Here is an 18,794-nt window from a genome sequence, read left to right as displayed (position 1 = left end):
TTGTTTTTTTGGAGGAGATAATGATTTCTGTAGATGAACAATTAAAACTTATTAAAAGAGGAAGTGTAGAAATTATAGAAGAAAAGGAGTTAAAAGAGAAAATAGAAAGGAAGAAAGTATTAAGGGTAAAAGCAGGTTTTGACCCCACAGCTCCAGACTTACATTTAGGTCATACTGTTCTTATTCATAAGTTGCGCCATTTTCAAGAATTAGGGCATCAAGTTATTTTTTTAATCGGCGATTTTACAGGTATGATAGGCGATCCTACAGGGAAGTCAGAGACAAGAAAAAAATTATCTCGAGAAGAGGTGCTGGCCAACGCAGAAACATATAAAAGGCAAATTTTTAAGATCTTAGATCCTGAAAAGACAGAGATTGCCTTTAACTCTACTTGGATGGATAAATTTAGCGCGAGTGACTTTGTGGAGTTATGTTCAAAATATACTGTTGCCAGAATGATGGAAAGAGATGACTTTACTAAAAGGTGGAAAGAAAATAGGCCGATTTCAATCCATGAATTTTTATATCCCTTGGTTCAAGGATATGATTCTGTTGCTCTTAAGGCAGATGTAGAACTGGGAGGGACAGATCAAAAGTTTAATTTACTTATGGGTAGGACAATTCAAAGAGAATATGGAGTAGAACCCCAAGTGATTTTAACAATGCCTATTTTGGAAGGATTGGATGGTGTTCAGAAAATGAGCAAGTCTTTAGGCAATTATATTGGTATTGAAGAGCCTCCTAAGGATATGTTTGGGAAGTTAATGTCTATTTCTGATGATCTTATGTGGCGTTATTATGAACTGTTGTCTACTAGAACTATGCAAGAAATTGAAGATATGAAACAAAAGGTGTTAAGTGGAGAGCTTCATCCTAAAAAATGTAAAGAATTATTAGCTTTTGAAATAACAGCTCGTTATCATGGAGAAGAGGCAGCTAAAAGAGAATTAGAGGCCTTTAATAAAGTTTTTGCAAATAAAGGTTTGCCTGACGATATGCCAAGCTTTCAAGTGGATAACAATGTTTCTCTTGCAGATATTTTGTTTAAAAGTGGCCTTTGTAAATCCAAAGGAGAAGCTAAGAGGCTGTGTAAACAAAATGCAGTTTCTATTTATGGTCAACACAAATTAACAGATCCTTTTTATACTTTTGAAACAGGAGAATATATCCTTAAAGTAGGGAAAAAAAGATTTTTAAAGTTAAAGGTAAACTAAGTAAGATACAAATTATAAATTTACTACTATTATTTAGTTAAAGTAAGGTTACTGATTATGATGAATAAGCTAAAGATCTTTTTTAGAATGATCAAAATAGAGCATTCTGTATTTGCTTTACCTTTTGCTTATATAGGACTTTTTTGGGCAGCTAAGGGATGGCCAGGATGGACTAAATTTTTATTTCTTACTATTGCTATGGTGGCTGTGCGTTCTTTTGCAATGACTGTAAATAGAGTAGTGGATTTTAAAATAGATGCTAAAAATCCTAGGACTCAAGATAGACCTTTGGTAAGAGGAGATTTATCCTTACGGGAGTGTTATTATTTTTTATGTGGCAGTGTTGTTATTTTTTGTCTAGCTTGTGCTGGTTTAAATAAATTATGTTTATTTTTATCTCCTTTGGCCTTGGTTTGGTCAGTTTTCTATAGTTATACTAAAAGATTTACCTGGGGATGTCATTTTATTTTAGGTTCTGTGTTGGGGTTGGCTCCTGTTGCTGGTTGGATAGCTTATTCTCCTTTTTTTTCTTTACCTAGTATATTAATTGGCTGTGGAGTTATGTTTTGGGTCGCTGGATTTGATATTTTATATGCTTCTCAAGATGTGGAATTTGATAAAAAAGAAGGTCTTTTTTCTATTCCAGCGGTGTTTGGATTAGAAGCTGGTTTTGCCTTTTCTAAGTTAAGTCATTTTTTGTGTATATTGTTTTTTGTTTTAGCTGGATTTGCTTTTAATGCAGGAGTATTTTATTACATATTTTTATTAATAATAGCTATAATTTTATTATTAGAACATAGAGTTGTTTCTCCACAAGATTTAAGTAAGATTAATTTAGCTTTTTTTACTTTAAATGGATTTATTTCCATATTGTTATTTGTTGGAGTTTTATTGGACTTATTTTTAAAATATTAGGAGTTAAAAATGAATGATTTTCCTAATTATCGCGGAGATTTGTTTTATGAGTGTCAAGAATGTGGTGCTCATTATGATGGAGACCGACTTTATTATACATGCCCTAAATGCAAGGGAGTATTTTTATTAAAAGATAAAAATTTTACTCAGCTTGAAGAAATTCCTGGAAAAAAGTGGAGAGAAATCTTCGATGCTAGATTAAAGGTAAAAGATAATGCTTTACGAGGTATTTTTCGATATTATGAACTTATTGCTCCAGTATTTGAAAGAGAAGATATTGTGTATCTTGGAGAAGGAAATACCCCTATTATTGAAGTTAACTCAAAATTGCGTAAATATATAGGGCAAAACTTTTTTTATAAAAATGATGGTCAAAATCCTAGTGCTTCTTTTAAAGATAGAGGCATGGCGTGTGCTTTTAGTTTTTTAAAGTATTTAATTCGAAAGTTTAATTGGTCTGAGATTTTAACTATATGTGCTTCTACAGGAGATACGTCTGCTTCTGCTGCGATGTATGCGGCTTATGTGAATGGTGCTATTAAATCTGTTGTTTTGCTTCCTCAAGGCAAGGTTACGCCTCAACAGCTTGCCCAACCATTGGGTAGTGGGGCTTTGGTGATAGAGCTTCCTGGGGTGTTTGATGACTGTATGAAGGTTGTAGAATTTTTAGCAGATAATTATAGAGTGGCTTTATTAAATTCAAAAAATGCCTGGCGTATTTTAGGGCAGGAGAGTTATGCCTATGAAATTGCTCAGTGGTTTGATTGGGAATTAGAGAATAAAGTAGTTTTTGTGCCAATAGGTAATGCTGGTAATATTACTGCAGTAGTAAATGGTTTTTTAAAATTATATGCTTTAGGTATTATTAAAAAGTTACCTAAAGTTATAGGAGTTCAATCAGAACATGCTGATCCTGTGTTTAGGTATTATTCTTTGCCTAAAGAAAAAAGGGTTTATACTCCTGTAAAAGTTTCTCCTAGTGTGGCTCAGGCTGCCATGATTGGAAATCCTGTTTCATTTCCAAGGGTTCAAAGCATAGTAGAAGAATATGAGCGAAAAGGTGGAGATTTTTATGTAGTTCAAGTAGAAGAACAGGAAATTATCGAAGGAATGCTGATTGCTAATAAACATGGACATATTGCTTGTACGCAAGGGGGTGAATGTTTAGCAGGTTTAATTAGGGCTAAGGAGTTAAATTTACTTGAGAGTAAAGAAGAAGCAATATTAGATGCAACCGCACATATGTTAAAATTTATTGGCTTTCAAAAAATGTATTTTGAAAATAACTTCCCACCTGAATATAAGATAAAACCTAAACCAGAATTTCAAAATTATCCTTTACAAGTATTAGATATGGAGACAAAAAAACAGCTCTCGTGGGAGGAATTTGTTCAAAAAGCAGGAGAAAAGATTGTTGAGATTTTAGGTATTATTCCTAGAAAGGAGGCATAAAAAGTGGCAACAAATAAGGTGCCCCAGGGACCATTTTATTATCCTAATCCTTTGGATAAACGAGAAAGAATGTATGTGCGAGAAAATGAGGATGGTCAAATAGAATTTAGACTATGGCATAGAGATTATCCACATGTGTGGGAAGAACATGGTTGGTTAGATTTAGAAATTATAAAAAATGCAGTAAAGCTTTATAAAGGAAAGGATAATCCTTTAAAGCTTTATGATATTGTTGTGGCAAAAGCAGTTTTGAAAGATTGGAAGAAAGAAGAATAATCATGTGTTAAGAAGGATTGTAATCGCAAGCTACCTCAGAATATCGTTTGACCTGATTTCTGCCAGTTGTTTTGGCAGCATAAAGAGCTTTATCTGCTTTTCCTATTAAGTCACTGGGAGAATCATTTTTACTCATTTCTGCAACACCGATACTTACAGTAAAGTGCAGAGGGTCTTCTAATTTACCCTCTTCAGTACGTGGGATAAAAATATATTTTTCTACATCAATACGCAAAGCTTCTGCCCTCAGATAGGTTTCCTCTTCACTTAAATCTTCAAATATAATCACAAGTTCTTCACCTCCGTAGCGACAAGGAATTCCTCCAGAAACTTCAGCATGAGATTTTATTATTTTAGCTAGAGCTTTTAAAACGTCATCTCCTACAAGATGTCCCCATTTGTCATTTATCACTTTAAATTTATCAATATCAAGCATCAAAAGAGACAATTTACGTCCTTCTTCAACAATCAATTTGGCTTTGTGTTTCATATAATTATCAAATACACTTCTATTAAAAATGTTTTGCAACAAATAATCATAACGAGCTTTTTCTTCTAAAAGCTTAGCTCGTTGTTTCCATTCTTTTGAGTCTTGCTGATTTTGTTCTATAAGATTTTTAATTTGCTGCTTAATAAATGATATTAATTGTTGAGCATTGTTATTGGATTCAATTTGTTCAATTGTTTTTGTTTCAAAATTCTTTAATCTTTTAGTATGATTATTAATTCCAGATAGAAGAGATTTTATAATATCTTCCATTTCACATAAAATTTGACTGTTAACCTTTTTCTCTTCTTCTAATTTTATTTTAAAATAACTTAGTTTATCTCTACAATTTTCTAAAATACCTTTTTCTAAAATTAAAAGAGCTGTATAAAAATCTCCTTGAGAAAATTTTTTTTCTTTAAAAAATAATAGTAATTTCTTTTGTAATTCTGCTTTTTGTTCATCTGGAATAGATGAGAAATAATAAATCAAGTTGCGAATAAAGAGAAGTAGACCTATCCAGTTAGGATTATCTTGAATGTCTAAACGTTTTAATAGTGAAAATAGATCTTTTGATTTTATTGGGTTTAATTCTTGTTTACTCATATCTTTTCTGACATTTAAGACATACTATAGTAGTACGACCTGCTACTTTAATCTTCTTTAAAGTATTTTTGCATTTATAGCAAGATTTTCCTGCCCTGGAATAAACAAAGAAGTGATCTTGAAAATTTCCCCGTTTTCCAAGACTATTTACGTAATCTTTAAAAGAACTTCCACCTAACGAGATGGCTTTTTTTAATACAAAGATTAAATTTTTGTGTAAATTTTGTAGTATGTTAAATGGAATCTTGTTAGCTTTGCTTAATGGGTGAATTTTGGATATAAATAAACTTTCATCTGCATAGATATTTCCAATTCCTGCAATTATTTTTTGGTTTAATAAAAGAGACTTTATATTAGCTTTAGATTTACTTATTTGTTGAGCAAAATCTATAGATGATATTTTAAAAGGTTCGGGCCCAAGAGTTCTCCAAAAATTCCATTCGAGCAATTCTTGCTTAGAAAATAAACACACAAAACCAAATTTTCTTACATCATTAAAAAAGAGACGATTGGATTTAAAGAAAAATTCAAGATGAGTATGTTTGTCTAAAATATCCTGAAAGTCTGCTAGAATGAGTTTGCCTGTCATTTTTAAATGAAAAATTAGAAAATTTCCTGAAGAAAGATGGATAATCAGAAGTTTTCCTCGCCTACTAATATTGGTAACTACTTGTCCCCTAAGAGAGTGAAAGCGATTATGATTAGGACGTAAACAATGTGTGCTTAGGATATTTAATTTAGTAATAGACTGTCCTTTTAAAATACTTAAACCATTTTTTATTGTTTCTACTTCTGGTAATTCAGGCATTACAAATCCAATTGTAAAATTATTATTTTGTTATTGCGTTTTATAATAAAACTAACAGGAGATTTGTTTGCAATACTTTTCATGCATGCTTTGTGAGCATCTAAAAGATTTTTAACTGGTATATTATTTATTTTTAAGATGATATCTCCTTTTTTAAAGCCTGTTTTATAAGCTTTGCTGTTAAAAAGTACCTGTTTTACTTTAAGACCAGATGAATTTTTAGTTAATTTTAAGCCTAAGTAACTTTTTGTAGTTGAAGGACATTTGTAAATATAGATGTTTTCTGTAACTTGTCTTTGCTTACCTGGTAGAAAAGAAAAGATGGTAGCTGTTGGATGTAGTATTTTTAGGCGATATATTAAACCATATTGATTTTTTATATGTCCAGATCCTATATAAATGAGAACAGGGTTATGAAACTTTTTATATGCCCAGAAAGCTCTTTCTGCCATTTTGCTTTCCCAAAGAGCTTGGCCTTTGAGAAAGGAGTTCAGTTTTATTTGGGGAGCAAAAAATAGGTGTTGTTTTAATTGTTTTTTTAAATAGACAATTTGTTTTTTGTTTGCTGAAATTATGCGATAAGGAAGATAGTTTTGCTCTTGAGGAGATAGAGATTTTCCCTTGGACCACTTTACTACAAGAGGAGATGGAATATTTAAAGCTATTATAGGTAAACGATGTTTTTTTGCTATTTTAAATATGGGTAGATAATAAGAAAAATTGTATCCCCAATTTTTCTTCCAATGCAGTTCTTTTTCTAATTTGCTAAGAGGAATTTTTTGTTCGTAAAATTTATCAAGTACTTTTTGATATGGCTCTGGGATCATTTCTAGGCCAATAGTTGGTTTTAGGCCTATTTTTAAGAGATGTTGGAGTATAAGTTTTTCAACTATGTGGTCGCATTTATTGGTATGACGTTCTCCCACTAAAATATAATCAGCTTTTTTTAAGTGTTGATTTAAATAGCCCCCATCTAGTTTTAGATGGGGACTAAGAGTACATGCAGATAAATAGATAGAACAAATTAAAAGTAGTAGTCTTAATCCCACTTTCTTTTGTCCTCGATTGGCTTTATCTGAGGAGGTAGAGTCCCTGGAGGTACTATTTTTAAAATTGGTCTTATTTTTATTTTTTCTCTAAATGCATGGAGTAAATCTGCTTCTCTTGTAAATTGACTAGCTTCTATATAAAGGGTCATCTCGTCAATTCCACCTGGATTGGTAACTTCTATTTGCCAGCGTTTGACTTCTTCAAAAGAGGCCATGACCTGTTCTACTTGATGTGGATATACAAACATTCCTTTGATTCTCGCAGTGGTATCTACTCTGCCAACAATATTTCCTAATCTAGGTGATGTTCTGCCACAAGCACAAGGACTATTATCTATATAGGCCAAGTCGCCTGTTGCAAGTCTAATGAGTGGATATGTTTTATTAAATACAGTGACTACTACTTCTCCAACTTCTCCTTCTTTTAAAGGAATTCCTGTGTCTGGGTGGCATATTTCTACATAGGCTCTACTTGAAATATGAAGACCTGTTTTATGGAAACACTCATATCCAATACAACCAACATCAGCCGTACCATAACCTTGGCGCATTACTAGGTTAAATTTTTTCTCAATGGCAGAACGCATTTTTTCAGAGAATTTTTCTCCTGTAACAAAAGCTACTTCTAAAAATAAATCTTTTCTTAAGTTAAGACCTTTTTCTTCACCTTTTTGAGCTAAATGTAAGAGATAACTTGGGGTTCCTACATAACCAGTAACTCGTAGTTTTTGCATAATTTCTAATTGAATATTGGTGTTTCCTGGTCCTGCAGGCACTACTGCGCACCCAAGGTTATTTAAAGGTTCCTCAAACATAAGACCAGCAGGGGTTAGATGGTAATTTAAAGTAATTTGAGCAATATCTCCTCTTCTGAATCCTGCAGCATAAAATGCTTCTGTCCAGCCCCAATAATCAGGTTCCCTGTCTTCTGGATCAAAAATGGGACCTGGCGACATAAAAACCCTTTTTAATTCCCCAATATCTTTTGTTAATAAACCTCCTAACCTAGGCCCCATGGATTGTAAGAATATCAGTTCTTTCTTTTTTAATATAGGAATATGTTTTAGGTCTGAAAGAGTTTTAAATTTTTCTACTGAAAATTGAGCCCTATCAAATCTTTTTTTCACATCTTCAGAATAACGATACGCATAATTTAAGAGATCCTTTAATTTTAATAGATAGTATTTTTCTCTTTCTTGGGAAGTTAACACTTCTTTTCTACTTAAGATTCCTTCTGTCCTATCCTTACGAGTCATTTGTTTTTACCCTCCAAAAAAAGTTTTAATATATTGTGAAAATTTGTTCTGGGTTTGACTTTTAAAAAATAAAATTAATAAAAAATTATAAAGTTAAATATTTGCTAACTAAAATGCCTTAAATTGCTAATTTTTATTTTTTGAGTTCAAAGTTAAGATGTTTCAACAATTTTACGGTATAAAATTATAATCATTAAACGTGATATATTTAGGTTTAATGCCTGTGGTTTATATACATAAAAAATTTTATTATAAAATAGCCAAAACAATCTATTTTAATAGTAAATTTGAAAGAAAAATCAAGTTTTTTGTTTTAATATATTGATATTTAAGTCTTTTTTATTTTTTTGGCAAAGATTAAAAAACCAGTATGTGCTACCATTTGATCTACTGGTCTAAGCCTTTCTGGTATTGGTTTATACCGACGTAGTAAGATTTCGATTACTTCTATTTGGAAAAAAGACATTTTTTCTAAATGACTAAGAAGAGAACTTACTTGATTTGTGGTTGGTAATAAAAAACCAATGCTTGCTCCTGGCTTTAAGGCTTTGTATGCTTGTGGAAGGTAGTCCCAAGGAGTTCTTACGTCTAAGAAGAGAGCATCTACGTTTTGTTGGTGAAAACCGTTTGCTATATCGTGGATAAAAAATTCTACTCTGGATTCTAGATCAGTCCTTTTTAGGTTCTCTTGAGCAAGACGACTAAATTCTTCTCTTTGTTCATAAGTAAACACTTTTCCTTCTTTTCCAACCATAAAAGCTAGTGCTGTGGTTAATGATCCAGAGCCTGTGCCTGCCTCAATAATTTTAGCTCCTGGTCCAATATTTAATTTGAGAAGAATATAACCAATTTCTTTAGGATAAATAATTTGGGTTTTTCTTTTAACAGATTTTATAAGATCATAAAGAGTGGGGCAGAGAATATAGAACTTTTTTCCTAGATGGGTAAGAACTTCCTCGCCAAAATTTTTGCAAAGAATATCTTTAAAATATAAAACACCTTCATTTGTGTTAAAATTGCCTTCTTCTTTTAAAACTCTAAAGTAGGTCTTGCCCTTTTGACTTACGAGCATTACCAATGTTCCAGGTTTAAGCATATTTTCTTCCTTTATTTTTGTTTAAGGTGGCGCTAAACAGGAGTTTGTCTTGTTGTCAAGTAATTATATTGGATAGAATTTAAGTATTAATTTTTGAAAGGGAGAGAAAATGAAATTTAAATATATTTTTGGTCCAGTAAAATCATCTAGATTAGGGAGGTCGTTAGGTATTGATTTGTTAGGGGAAAAGATCTGTTCTTTTGATTGTTTGTATTGTGAAGTTGGCAGGACGAAAAATAAAACTTTGGCAAGAGATGTATATGTTGATCCAGACTTAATTTTAAATGAGTTAGAAAAGTGGTTTAAATTATTGCCTATTAAACCAGAGGTAATAACATTTGGAGGAAGTGGGGAACCTTGTTTAAATATAACCATGGGTTTTTTAGCTCGAGAGATAAAAAAACGTTATGATTATCCTTTAGCTATTTTGACTAATAGTAGCCTGTTAGAAAATGAAGTTGTTTTAAGAGAATTAAGTCTTTTTGACATTATTTTGCCTTCTTTTGATAGTGCGATAGAGGAAGAATTTGTAAAAATAAATCGTCCTGTTAAAGAAATAGGGGTAAAAAATATTGAAGGTGGTCTTTTAAATTTAAAACAGATGTTTAAAGGGAAAATATTCTTAGAGATTCTTCTTTTACCAAATATTAATGCAAGTGAAAGGAATAAACAAAAACTTTATGAATTTGTGCGAAAGCTTCAACCTGATAGAGTAGACATTACCACTTTAACAAGACCTGGTACCTATGTAAAAAATCCTTTAAATAAGCTAGAATTAGAAGCATGGAGGCAAAAATTTGCAAATTTTTCTTTTACTAGACAAAGATCAACTAACACTAATGAAGACAATATAAGTTCTCGTTATATTAAGGATATAAGTTTCCTTATTTTAAACTCTTTAAAGAGACGGCCACAAACAATAAAAGATATTAGTGTTGCGCTTAGTATTCAAGAAGATGAAGTCAAAAAAGAGATTGAAAAACTTATTTTAAAACAAAAGGTTAAATTAATAAAAGATTTTGAAACGAGTGAGCAATACTATAAAATTATTCTATAGTGGAGATGAAAATGAAGAAAAAAGTAGATTCAAAAAGAAAAATGTTTATTAGTTATCTTCCTGAAGAAGAAGTTGAGGTAGCAATTACTAAAAATGGGATTTTAGAAGAATATTATGTAGAAGTTATTTCTCAAGCTAAAACCAAAGGAAATATTTATAAAGGTAAAATTCATAATATTGATGCATCCTTACAGGCTGCATTTGTAAATTATGGAGCAGAAAAAAATGGCTTTTTACAAGTAGATGAAGTTCATCCTGAGTATTACCAAAAAGATATAAAGCCATTGCCAAGACAAAAATATCCTCCACTACATAGAGTTTTGCGTCCTGGACAAGAAATATTGGTTCAAGTTGTAAAAGAGCCTACAGGCTCTAAAGGCGCTTATTTAACTACTTATTTATCTTTGCCTGGAAGATATCTTGTTTTAACTCCTGGTAGTGAGGATATTGGTATTTCTCGAAAAATAGATGATCCTAAAGAAAGAACAAGGCTTAAGAAAATAGTAGAAAGTATGGAGTTAGAAGATGGTTTGGGTATTATTGTGAGAACAGTGAGTGAAGGCCAGACAAAAGCCAGTTTAGTGAGGGATTTAAATTTTTTAAAGAGATTATGGAAAGATATTAAACATAAGGCAAGAACCCAAAAAGCACCATGTTTAGTTTATGAGGAAAAGGATTTAATTTTTAGAGCTGTTAGAGATTATTTAACTCAAGATATAGAAGAAGTGTGGGTTGATCATGAACTTGTAGCAGTGCGCTTAGAAGAATACATTGCCTTGATGTTTCCTAGAAAGAAAAATTTAGTTCGCTTGCACATATCTAAAGGAGGGCTAGGGTTATTTGAACGTTTTGATCTAGACGAACAAATTGAGCAAATTTACTCCCGAGAAATCCATTTGCCTTCAGGAGCTAGAATAGTTTTTGACTATACAGAGGCCTTGACTGCTATTGATATAAATTCTGGAAAAATATCTGGCGAAAAGAATTTTAAAGAGATGGCTTATAAGGCCAATTTAGAGGCAGCTCAAATTATTCCTTTACAACTTAGGTTGAGAGATATTGGTGGGCAGGTAGTTGTTGATTTTATTGAAATGAAAGACAAAAAATATATTCGAGAAGTGGAAAAAACACTAAAAAATGGTTTAAAACAAGATAGAGCAAGGACAGATTTTATCCCTATTTCAAGGTTTGGTTTGGCCCAAATTATTCGTCAACGTTTGGGCACATCTGCCTTTGCTTCTTCTTTGGAAATGTGTCCTTGTTGTCAAGGACGAGGTATTCTTCCTAGTTTAGAGTGGCAAGCTCAGTTAAGTTTGAAGAAAATTTATGCTACTTTGCGTCATAGTGAAGAAAAAAAATCTCAATATGTTTTTGATTTCCCCTCTACCTTGGCGTTATATTTATTAAATAATAAGAAGAGAAATATCCTAAAATTGGAAGATAAATTTAAAACGCAAATTATTATTGAGGAGAAAAAAGTGTGAAAAATATTTTAATACATTGTTGTTGTGGGCCTTGTTCTATTTATCCTTTTGAAGTTTTACAGCAAAAAGGTTTTAATATATTTGCTATTTATTTTAATCCGAATATCCATCCTTTAAAAGAGTATTTAAGGCGAAGGGAAGCTTTTATTGAGGTATGTAAATATTTTAATGTTAGGTATTTATGTTTTGATAAAGATTATAATCCTCAGAAATATTTTCAATTAATTAATTTTAGAGAAAATAATAGATGTTTTTATTGTTATTACATGCGCCTTGAAAAGACATTTTTTATTGCCAGAAGGGGAAAATTTGATCTTTTTACCACAACATTACTATATAGTAAATTTCAAAAGCATAATATGATTTTTGAAATAGGACGTGATTTATGTTCAGGAAGTAAAATTGATTTTTGGTATTATGATTTTAGAGAGGGGTGGAAAATTGGCCAGGATAAAAGTAAACAATTAGGCATCTATCGTCAGGAATATTGTGGTTGTATATATAGCGAATTTGATAGATTTAAAAAAGAATTAATGTTTGAATAAAAATGTTACTTTATATTCATTTTCCTTTTTGTTTGAAGAAATGTAATTATTGTGCATTTTTTTCTTTAGAATATGTTCCCGAGATGGTTGAACTGTATCTAAAAGGTTTAGAACAAGAAATTTATTTTTGGTCTAGATATTTTCAATCTCCAAGAGTTCATAGTATTTATATAGGTGGTGGCACTCCCTCTTTACTAAAAGAGCAAGAATTAGATAGGATTGTTTCTTTAATTTATAAAAACTTTGCTGTGGAGAGACAGATAGAATTTTCTTTGGAAGTTAATCCAGAGTCTTGTAAACCAAAGGATAAGTTGGTTGTTTGGAAAAATATAGGAGTAAATAGAGTTAGTTTAGGAGTTCAAAGTTTCGACCCAGAAAGTTTATTCTTACTTGGGCGAATTCATAATTTAAAGCAAGTTCGAGAATCTTATTTTTTGTTACGAGGGATTGGTTTTAAAAATATAAATTTAGATTTGATGTTTGGACTGCCTAAACAGACAGTAAAGAGATGGTTAGAAGAGTTAAAACAAGCAATTAGATTAAAACCAGAGCATCTTTCGTGCTATGGATTTACTTTTGAACAAGGCACTTATCTTTGCGAGAATAAAAAAAACTATAAGTGGCCAGATGAAGAAGAAGTTAGTCGAATGTATATTTATGGTGGAGAGTATTTAGAGGCAAATGGCTATATTCAATATGAAATCTCCAATTTTTCCCGGATGGGATATAGGTGTTTACACAACTTGGGATATTGGGAAGGACAGGATTTTTTGGGACTAGGTCCTTCGGCTGTTTCTACTATAAATAGTAAAAGATGGCAGAATCCAGCTAATATAAAAGAATATGTTTTAATGGTAGAAAATGGCTGTCTTTTAAGAGAACGAGAAAAAATTAATAGAGTGAAAAAGATCAATGAATTTATTATGTTATCTTTGCGTACTACTAAAGGTCTAAATGTTAGAGAATTTTATAAGCTTACTGGTATAAACTTTTTTAAAAAATTTGAGTCAGTGATTTGTCTTTTACATAAAAATAAACTTATTAGTATTAGAGATGGATATTTGCGTTTGACAAGAACAGGAATGCTTTTAAGTGATAGTATTATACCTCAATTTTTTATGGAGGAGAAAAGATGTTTGGTTGGGGAAGTGAAATAGGAAAATTTTTAATTTTATTGGGCTTTTTATTAATTGGCATAGGAGTTATTTTTCTTTTAGGAGATAAATTAGGTCTTCGTTTCGGGGGATTACCTGGGGATATTGTTTATAAGAAAGGAAACTTTACTTTTTACTTCCCTTGGGTTACGTGTTTAATTATTAGTATAGTTTTAACACTTATTTTATCTATTTTTAGGCGTTAAGTTTGTGACTATTTTTTATATTGTAACTCAATTTTATAAAGGAGGCAAAAATGTGTAAAACTTGTGGTTGTGGCCAAGGCAGTGATTCTAAGTATGAAAAATTTGTTCATGAACATGAACATAGGCATGGTGATATGGTTCATTCTCATCCTCACGAGCATGATCATGAGCATGATCCTGTAACAGGAGAAGTAATACCTAAACATGAACACGAGCATGAATAATTTTTATGAGTTTATAGAATTTAAAAAATAAATAATGGTAAGAATGATATAAAATAGCGTTTTTTACTGAAATAGGAGGAAAAGTGTGTCCTAAAGTAATAGGACACACTTTTTAAGATGGTTAGAATTTGGGTTAGCTGTATTTTAAGGAATTAGGTGTTGTTGTTTTAAATAGTGGTGTAGAAATAATACTGCTTCTATACTTCTAGGTCCTGGTCGGGAAAAATTCTTTTCTTTTACTATAAGAATGTGATTAGTGAGAACGGCCTTTATTTTTTTAAAGAGAGGTCTTTTGTGGAGAGAGATAGGTTTTTTATTCATAGGTCCTTTTTGAATTATATATACCTGGGGATTTAAGGATAATAGCTTTTCTTCACTTATCCTAAGAAGTTTTTTAGATGATTTTAGTATATTTCTTCCACCTGCCCAATAAATTATTTCTGAGACAATTGAGCCTTGACCGACACTTAAAAGATTAGGATATCGGACTTCAAAGAATATAGTAGGTCTTTTAGTAAAAGGTATTTTATCTGTGTTTAAATTTTTAAGTTTTTGTTGATATTGTTTGACTAATTGATGAGCTAATTGTTTTTTGCCTACCAGTTTTCCTATTCTTAGAATGGTGTGGAATAATTCTTTAAAATTATGGGGATTAAATACAGCTACAGGAATGTTATATTTTTTTAAATGTTTGATAGGCAAAATACTATGTTTTGCTGTACCCATTTGAAGTACCAAATCAGGATGAAGACTTAGAATAATTTCCAAGTTGGGACGCATATGAGTTCCTATACTTACAATATTCCCTCCCCACTCTAGAGCATCTGGTTTTGTCCAACCCACAATATGTTCTTTTAAATTTAAAGAGAGAAGGATATCAGTTATTCCTCCATATAAACTAACAATTTTTTTGGCAGGCTTTGCTAGAAAAATTTTTTGTCCTAAATCATCCTGAATAGTAATAGAAAAGGCATTTAATGGTAAGAAGATAATAAAACTAACACAACACAGCTTGAGGTATATTTTTTTTAGGATGTTGAAATACAGTAAATGATGTTTCATAAACTTGCTCCAGTATTTGACTGTTAAAAACTTCTTTTGTTGGTCCTTTGGCCACAATCTTTCCTTGTTTTAGAAAAATGAGATAAGGACAAAGAATAGCAGCTAAATTTAAGTCATGTAGGCTAAGGATAAGTCCTTTTCCTTTTTTAGATATATGTTTTATAATTTGTAAAAATTGCATATTTATTTGTGGGTCTAAATTAGACGTAATTTCATCAAAGAGAAGAATAGCTGTATCTTGGATAAGGCTTTTAGTAAGAAGTATGCGTTTTTGTTCGCCTCCTGAAAGGGATTTAAGAGATTTAGTTAGAAATTGTTCAACCTTAGTTTGTTTTGCTTTTTTTAGAACTATATTTTTTTCTACCTTCCCATATGAGCTAAGAAATTTTAGATAGGGAAATCTAGCCCATAAAAGATAGGTAAAAGTTTCAATATTGGGAAAATAAGGATTTTGTTGGACTAGATTTATTGTTTTAGCGCGTAATTTAAAAGGCATTTGTTTTAAATTTTTATTTTGGATTAAAATTTTGCCTTGATAATTTTTTAAAAAGCCACTTAGACATAAAAGAAGGGTAGTTTTTCCACTTCCATTGGGACCGAGAATTCCAATAATTTGTCCTGGATTTAAGGAAAAAGAAATATTTTCTAAGACAGTGGTTTCTCCATATTTAAAATAAAGGTTTTTTACCTGTAAAAGATTGTTCATATAGCTGGATGTAAAAAAAAAGGCGTCTTTTGACAATCTTAAATAGATTATTTTTTTAGTCTTTATTAAAAAAAACATAAATTTCTTGCACCTTTTTTTTATTTTTGCTTAGCCAAAATAAGTTTTATATCTTAAACTTTTACCTAAGGAGTTGATATGAAAAAGAGCTGGTTATTTGCAGTGTTATGGTGTTTAGTAATGGCTCAGGTTTGTTCTGGAGCTGGGTTTGCTCTTTACGAATGGAGTGCCAGAGGAAATGCTTTGGGTGGTACTTTGATAGGTAGGGCTGATGATCCTTCTGCAATAGCTTATAATCCTGCTGGAATTACTCAACTTAAAGGTACACATGTTTTAGGTGGTGTTACTGCTATTGCTCCAGATGTGACAGTGAAAGTTAAAGGGGAGGATAGCACGAGTGAAAAAAACAATGTGTTTTTAGTTCCCCATGTTTATGCTGTTCAACAATTAAATGATAGATATTGGCTTGGCGTAGGAGAATTTACAAGGTTTGGATTGGCTACAGATTTCCCTTCTAATTGGCCTGGAAGATATAACTCTTATTATGCAGAAATTAAATCCTATTCAATTGTTCCCTGTTTGGCCATTAAATTAACAGATAACTTATCTTTTGCCTTTGGTTTAGAGGGAATGTATTTTGATTTTACAAAAAAGAAAATGAAGGATCTAACGACCCTGGGAATTGTAGAGGATATGGACTCTCAGGTTCATGGCAAAAGTTTTAACTATGGTTTTAATGTTTCTTTTCACTATGTACCTGTTAAGTGGTTAAAAATAGGTTTTATTTATAGAAGTCAGATTCAGCATAGACTCTCAGGGAGGGCAACATTTGATAGACCTGCAGCGTTGGTTCTTATTCATTCCACTTGGTTTAGAGATACAGATGTTCAAGGAGATATTACTTTGCCAGACTCTTATGCTTTAGGGATTACTTTTTATCCATTTGATAAATTAAGCATAGAAGGAGATGTGGTTTACACAAGATGGAGTTGCTATGATAAATTAGTGATTGAATATGGCGATGATTTAACCCCTCCCCTAGGAAATACTCAAACAAGTTCTAAGAAGGACTGGAAAGATGTTTGGCGATTTCAGTTTGGTATAGAATATAAGGCTACTACTAATTTAAGCTTGAGGGCAAGTTATGTTTATGATCAAAGCCCTATACCTGATGAGCATGTGGACTATCTTTTGCCTGCTAATAATAGACATCTATTTGGTGCTGGTATAGGTTATAAAGCTAATAACTGGAGTGTTGATTTTTCATATAACTATTTAATGTATGAAGATAGAGACGTAGATGGTAGAAATGATGGAGTTAAGGATGGTAAGTTTACTGATGGTAAAGCTCACTTAGTTGGACTAAGTGTTAGTTATAAGTTTTAGTTTATTAAGTTTAAAACTTGACTTTTTACAGCTTAAGAGGTTAAAAAAGAAATATGTTTACAAGATACTTTCAGACCGCAAACTTTAAGTGGCAAAATTGCTGGTGGCTTTGGGTAGATTTTTGCGGTCTGGAGGGGGCCTTGTAGACAATTTTTAAAAATAAAGGTGCTTTTCAGGCCGCAAGGTTAAATAACCTTGCGGCTTTTTTTTTAGCAAAAAATGAGGAGGAGAAGATGGTAAAAAGAATTTTGGTCCTTGGTCTTGTTATGTTTTTTTTATGTAGTTTGTGTTTACGAGCAGAAGCAAAGGTAATTAAGCTAAGCTATGCTAATTTTCCCCCAGCATCTACCTTTCCTTGTGTTCAAATGGAGCGATTTAAACAAGAAGTTGAAAAAAGAACAAATGGACAAGTGATTATTCAGACATATCCCGGGGGTACCTTGCTTGGGGCGAAAAATATGTTTAGAGGAGTGATAGCAGGACAAGCTGATATTGGGTGTTTGGTAATGTCTTATCAGCCAGGAGTGTTTCCTTTAACTACAGTCTGTGAATTGCCTTTAGGGTTTAAGTCTGCAAAAGTTGCCAGCATGGTTTTATGGGAGATATTTCAAAAATATCATCCCAAAGAATTTGCCCGAGTAAAGGTTTTGACTGTGTTTACTTCAGCACCTTCAAATCTTATGTCCAAAAAACCTATTAAATCTTTAAAAGATCTAAAAGGCGTTCCTATTAGAGCAGCTGGGGCAGCAGGTAAAATTGTTGAAATTTTAGGAGGAGCTCCTATTGCCCTCCCAATGTCAGAAACCCCAGAAGCTATTCAAAAAGGTGTTGCCAAGGGTCTTTTAACTTCTTTTGAAGTTTTAAAAGATTTAAATTTTGCTGCTTATTTGCCTTATGGCACAATCACTAATTTTCAAGTGTATCCTTTTGCTGTGGTTATGAATAAAGATAAGTGGAATAGTTTGCCAGAAAGGATAAAAAAGGTGTTCAATGAATTGGGCAAAGAGCAGGCTTTGTGGACAGGACGTTATATGGATAATCATATTCAGGAGGCTTTAGGTTATGCAAAGAAAAAGTATGGTTTTAAATTATTTACTTTACCTCAACAGGATATGGATCTAGCTAGAGAAAAGCTTAAAATTTTAATAGATAATTGGAAAAAAAGAGCTGAAACAAAAGGGCTTCCAGCAGAAAAGATATTACAGGATGTATATAAATTTAAAGCAAAATATGAACAAATGGGATATTAGAATAAAAAGAAATTTTTAGAGTTAAAGTCAGGAGCAATTATGCTAACCTTTATTAGAAAGTTAAATCTTCTAGCCTGTAGAATTGGTAGTATAGTGTTAGTGTTGATGTTGTTGCTTACAGTTTTAAATATGTTTTTAACTTTTATAGGGTACCCTATAAAAGGAGCTTTTGAACTTCTTGGTTTTTTAGGGGCTTTACTGGGTGGGATGGCTATTTCTCCCACCCAGGCCCAAAAAGGGCATATTCGAGTAAACTTATTAGATAATTTTTGGTCAAAAAAAACTAAATATATTTTAGATGTAATTTCTTTGACTCTTAGTTTAGCTTTTTTTGTTATTTTAGATTGGCAAATATTTAGATTGGCATTGGAATTACGAGAATGGGAAGAACTTTCTCAAACTTTAAATATAGCATTTTATCCAGTTGTTTTTGTGTTGGGATTGGGAATAGCTTTGTGTTGTATTACCTTATTTTCTCAACTTATCAATTGTAAAAATAATTCTTTAGAAAGTTAAGTTGAACCTTCTGAAATTTGTTTTTAA

The 18,794-nt window shown here is 31.7% G+C and carries 20 protein-coding genes; 13 read left to right on the top strand and 7 right to left on the bottom strand.

Going from position 1 to position 18,794, the window contains the following annotated elements; all coding sequences use genetic code 11:
* Positions 1–20: 20 nt before the first annotated feature.
* From tyrS to BLP60_RS02815, 4 genes are read left to right on the top strand one after another with little or no spacing between them, the layout of a single operon-like run.
* Positions 21–1,214, top strand: a complete 1,194-nt coding sequence (gene tyrS, locus BLP60_RS02830) for a tyrosine--tRNA ligase (RefSeq protein ID WP_092063122.1) — start codon at positions 21–23, stop codon at positions 1,212–1,214.
* A 57-nt stretch (positions 1,215–1,271) separates the two neighbouring features.
* The gene (locus tag BLP60_RS02825) at positions 1,272–2,129 is read left to right on the top strand and encodes a UbiA-like polyprenyltransferase (RefSeq protein ID WP_092063119.1); all 858 of its coding nucleotides are present in this window, start codon (positions 1,272–1,274) and stop codon (positions 2,127–2,129) included.
* Positions 2,130–2,138: 9 nt separating this feature from the next.
* The gene (gene thrC / locus BLP60_RS02820; protein WP_092063116.1) at positions 2,139–3,581 is read left to right on the top strand and encodes a threonine synthase; all 1,443 of its coding nucleotides are present in this window, start codon (positions 2,139–2,141) and stop codon (positions 3,579–3,581) included.
* A 3-nt stretch (positions 3,582–3,584) separates the two neighbouring features.
* The gene (locus tag BLP60_RS02815) at positions 3,585–3,857 is read left to right on the top strand and encodes a hypothetical protein (RefSeq protein WP_234970935.1); all 273 of its coding nucleotides are present in this window, start codon (positions 3,585–3,587) and stop codon (positions 3,855–3,857) included.
* Positions 3,858–3,864: 7 nt separating this feature from the next.
* Here the strand turns inward: BLP60_RS02815 and BLP60_RS02810 are convergent, their stop codons facing one another.
* From BLP60_RS02810 to BLP60_RS02790, 5 genes are all read right to left on the bottom strand, one after another.
* Positions 3,865–4,950 carry a GGDEF domain-containing protein gene (locus BLP60_RS02810; RefSeq protein ID WP_092063113.1) on the bottom strand — a complete coding sequence of 362 codons (1,086 nt, stop codon included), beginning with the start codon at positions 4,948–4,950 and terminating at the stop codon, positions 3,865–3,867.
* Positions 4,943–5,758 carry a bifunctional DNA-formamidopyrimidine glycosylase/DNA-(apurinic or apyrimidinic site) lyase gene (gene mutM, locus BLP60_RS02805; RefSeq protein WP_092063110.1) on the bottom strand — a complete coding sequence of 272 codons (816 nt, stop codon included), beginning with the start codon at positions 5,756–5,758 and terminating at the stop codon, positions 4,943–4,945. The genes BLP60_RS02810 and mutM overlap by 8 nt, the downstream gene beginning before the upstream one ends.
* The gene (locus BLP60_RS02800) at positions 5,758–6,807 is read right to left on the bottom strand and encodes a ChaN family lipoprotein (protein ID WP_092063107.1); all 1,050 of its coding nucleotides are present in this window, start codon (positions 6,805–6,807) and stop codon (positions 5,758–5,760) included. Before BLP60_RS02800 ends, mutM begins: the two co-directional genes overlap by 1 nt.
* On the bottom strand, positions 6,798–8,063 hold the full coding sequence (locus tag BLP60_RS02795; RefSeq protein WP_092063104.1) for a phenylacetate--CoA ligase family protein: 1,266 nt from the start codon (positions 8,061–8,063) through the stop codon (positions 6,798–6,800). The genes BLP60_RS02800 and BLP60_RS02795 overlap by 10 nt, the downstream gene beginning before the upstream one ends.
* A gap of 328 nt (positions 8,064–8,391) precedes the next feature.
* Positions 8,392–9,159 carry a tRNA (adenine-N1)-methyltransferase gene (locus BLP60_RS02790; protein ID WP_092063101.1) on the bottom strand — a complete coding sequence of 256 codons (768 nt, stop codon included), beginning with the start codon at positions 9,157–9,159 and terminating at the stop codon, positions 8,392–8,394.
* 109 nt (positions 9,160–9,268) lie between these two features.
* Here BLP60_RS02790 and BLP60_RS02785 point away from each other — a divergent pair, with 109 nt between their 5' ends.
* Genes BLP60_RS02785 through BLP60_RS10575 form a run of 6 tightly spaced genes read left to right on the top strand, consistent with a single transcriptional unit; the run spans position 9,269 to position 13,829 of the window.
* Positions 9,269–10,216: a radical SAM protein gene (locus BLP60_RS02785; RefSeq protein WP_092063096.1), complete on the top strand. Its 948-nt coding sequence runs from the start codon at positions 9,269–9,271 to the stop codon at positions 10,214–10,216.
* Between the two features lie 11 nt (positions 10,217–10,227).
* Entirely contained in the window at positions 10,228–11,700 is a 1,473-nt protein-coding gene (locus tag BLP60_RS02780) for an Rne/Rng family ribonuclease (RefSeq protein ID WP_092063093.1), read from the top strand.
* Positions 11,697–12,245: an epoxyqueuosine reductase QueH gene (locus tag BLP60_RS02775; protein WP_092063090.1), complete on the top strand. Its 549-nt coding sequence runs from the start codon at positions 11,697–11,699 to the stop codon at positions 12,243–12,245. Before BLP60_RS02780 ends, BLP60_RS02775 begins: the two co-directional genes overlap by 4 nt.
* 2 nt (positions 12,246–12,247) lie before the next feature.
* A complete protein-coding gene (gene hemW, locus BLP60_RS02770; protein ID WP_092063087.1) occupies positions 12,248–13,402 on the top strand; it encodes a radical SAM family heme chaperone HemW in 1,155 nt (384 codons plus the stop codon).
* Positions 13,378–13,605: a DUF2905 domain-containing protein gene (locus BLP60_RS02765; RefSeq protein ID WP_092063084.1), complete on the top strand. Its 228-nt coding sequence runs from the start codon at positions 13,378–13,380 to the stop codon at positions 13,603–13,605. Before hemW ends, BLP60_RS02765 begins: the two co-directional genes overlap by 25 nt.
* Before the next feature lie 50 nt (positions 13,606–13,655).
* Positions 13,656–13,829: a hypothetical protein gene (locus BLP60_RS10575; protein ID WP_159427676.1), complete on the top strand. Its 174-nt coding sequence runs from the start codon at positions 13,656–13,658 to the stop codon at positions 13,827–13,829.
* Positions 13,830–13,973: 144 nt separating this feature from the next.
* On the opposite strand, the gene BLP60_RS02760 is transcribed toward BLP60_RS10575, so the two are convergent.
* The gene (locus tag BLP60_RS02760; protein WP_092063081.1) at positions 13,974–14,891 is read right to left on the bottom strand and encodes an ABC transporter substrate-binding protein; all 918 of its coding nucleotides are present in this window, start codon (positions 14,889–14,891) and stop codon (positions 13,974–13,976) included.
* A complete protein-coding gene (locus BLP60_RS02755) occupies positions 14,827–15,597 on the bottom strand; it encodes an ABC transporter ATP-binding protein (protein WP_159427675.1) in 771 nt (256 codons plus the stop codon). Before BLP60_RS02755 ends, BLP60_RS02760 begins: the two co-directional genes overlap by 65 nt.
* A gap of 156 nt (positions 15,598–15,753) precedes the next feature.
* On the opposite strand from BLP60_RS02755, the gene BLP60_RS02750 reads away from it, so the two are divergent.
* The 3 genes from BLP60_RS02750 (at position 15,754) to BLP60_RS02740 (ending at position 18,767) form a co-directional block, all read left to right on the top strand.
* Positions 15,754–17,001, top strand: coding sequence for an OmpP1/FadL family transporter (locus BLP60_RS02750; protein WP_092063075.1), 1,248 nt, complete (start codon positions 15,754–15,756; stop codon positions 16,999–17,001).
* Positions 17,002–17,234: 233 nt separating this feature from the next.
* Positions 17,235–18,251, top strand: a complete 1,017-nt coding sequence (locus tag BLP60_RS02745; protein WP_092063072.1) for a TRAP transporter substrate-binding protein — start codon at positions 17,235–17,237, stop codon at positions 18,249–18,251.
* Between the two features lie 39 nt (positions 18,252–18,290).
* Positions 18,291–18,767, top strand: coding sequence for a TRAP transporter small permease (locus BLP60_RS02740; protein WP_092063069.1), 477 nt, complete (start codon positions 18,291–18,293; stop codon positions 18,765–18,767).
* The last annotated feature ends 27 nt before the right edge of the window (positions 18,768–18,794 follow it).

It is taken from the genome of Desulfonauticus submarinus (assembly GCF_900104045.1).
GTDB classification, from domain to species: domain Bacteria; phylum Desulfobacterota; class Desulfovibrionia; order Desulfovibrionales; family Desulfonatronovibrionaceae; genus Desulfonauticus; species Desulfonauticus submarinus.
The sequence above is the reverse complement of the archived record's forward strand: the minus strand, read 5'-3'. Positions and strand labels throughout refer to the sequence as shown.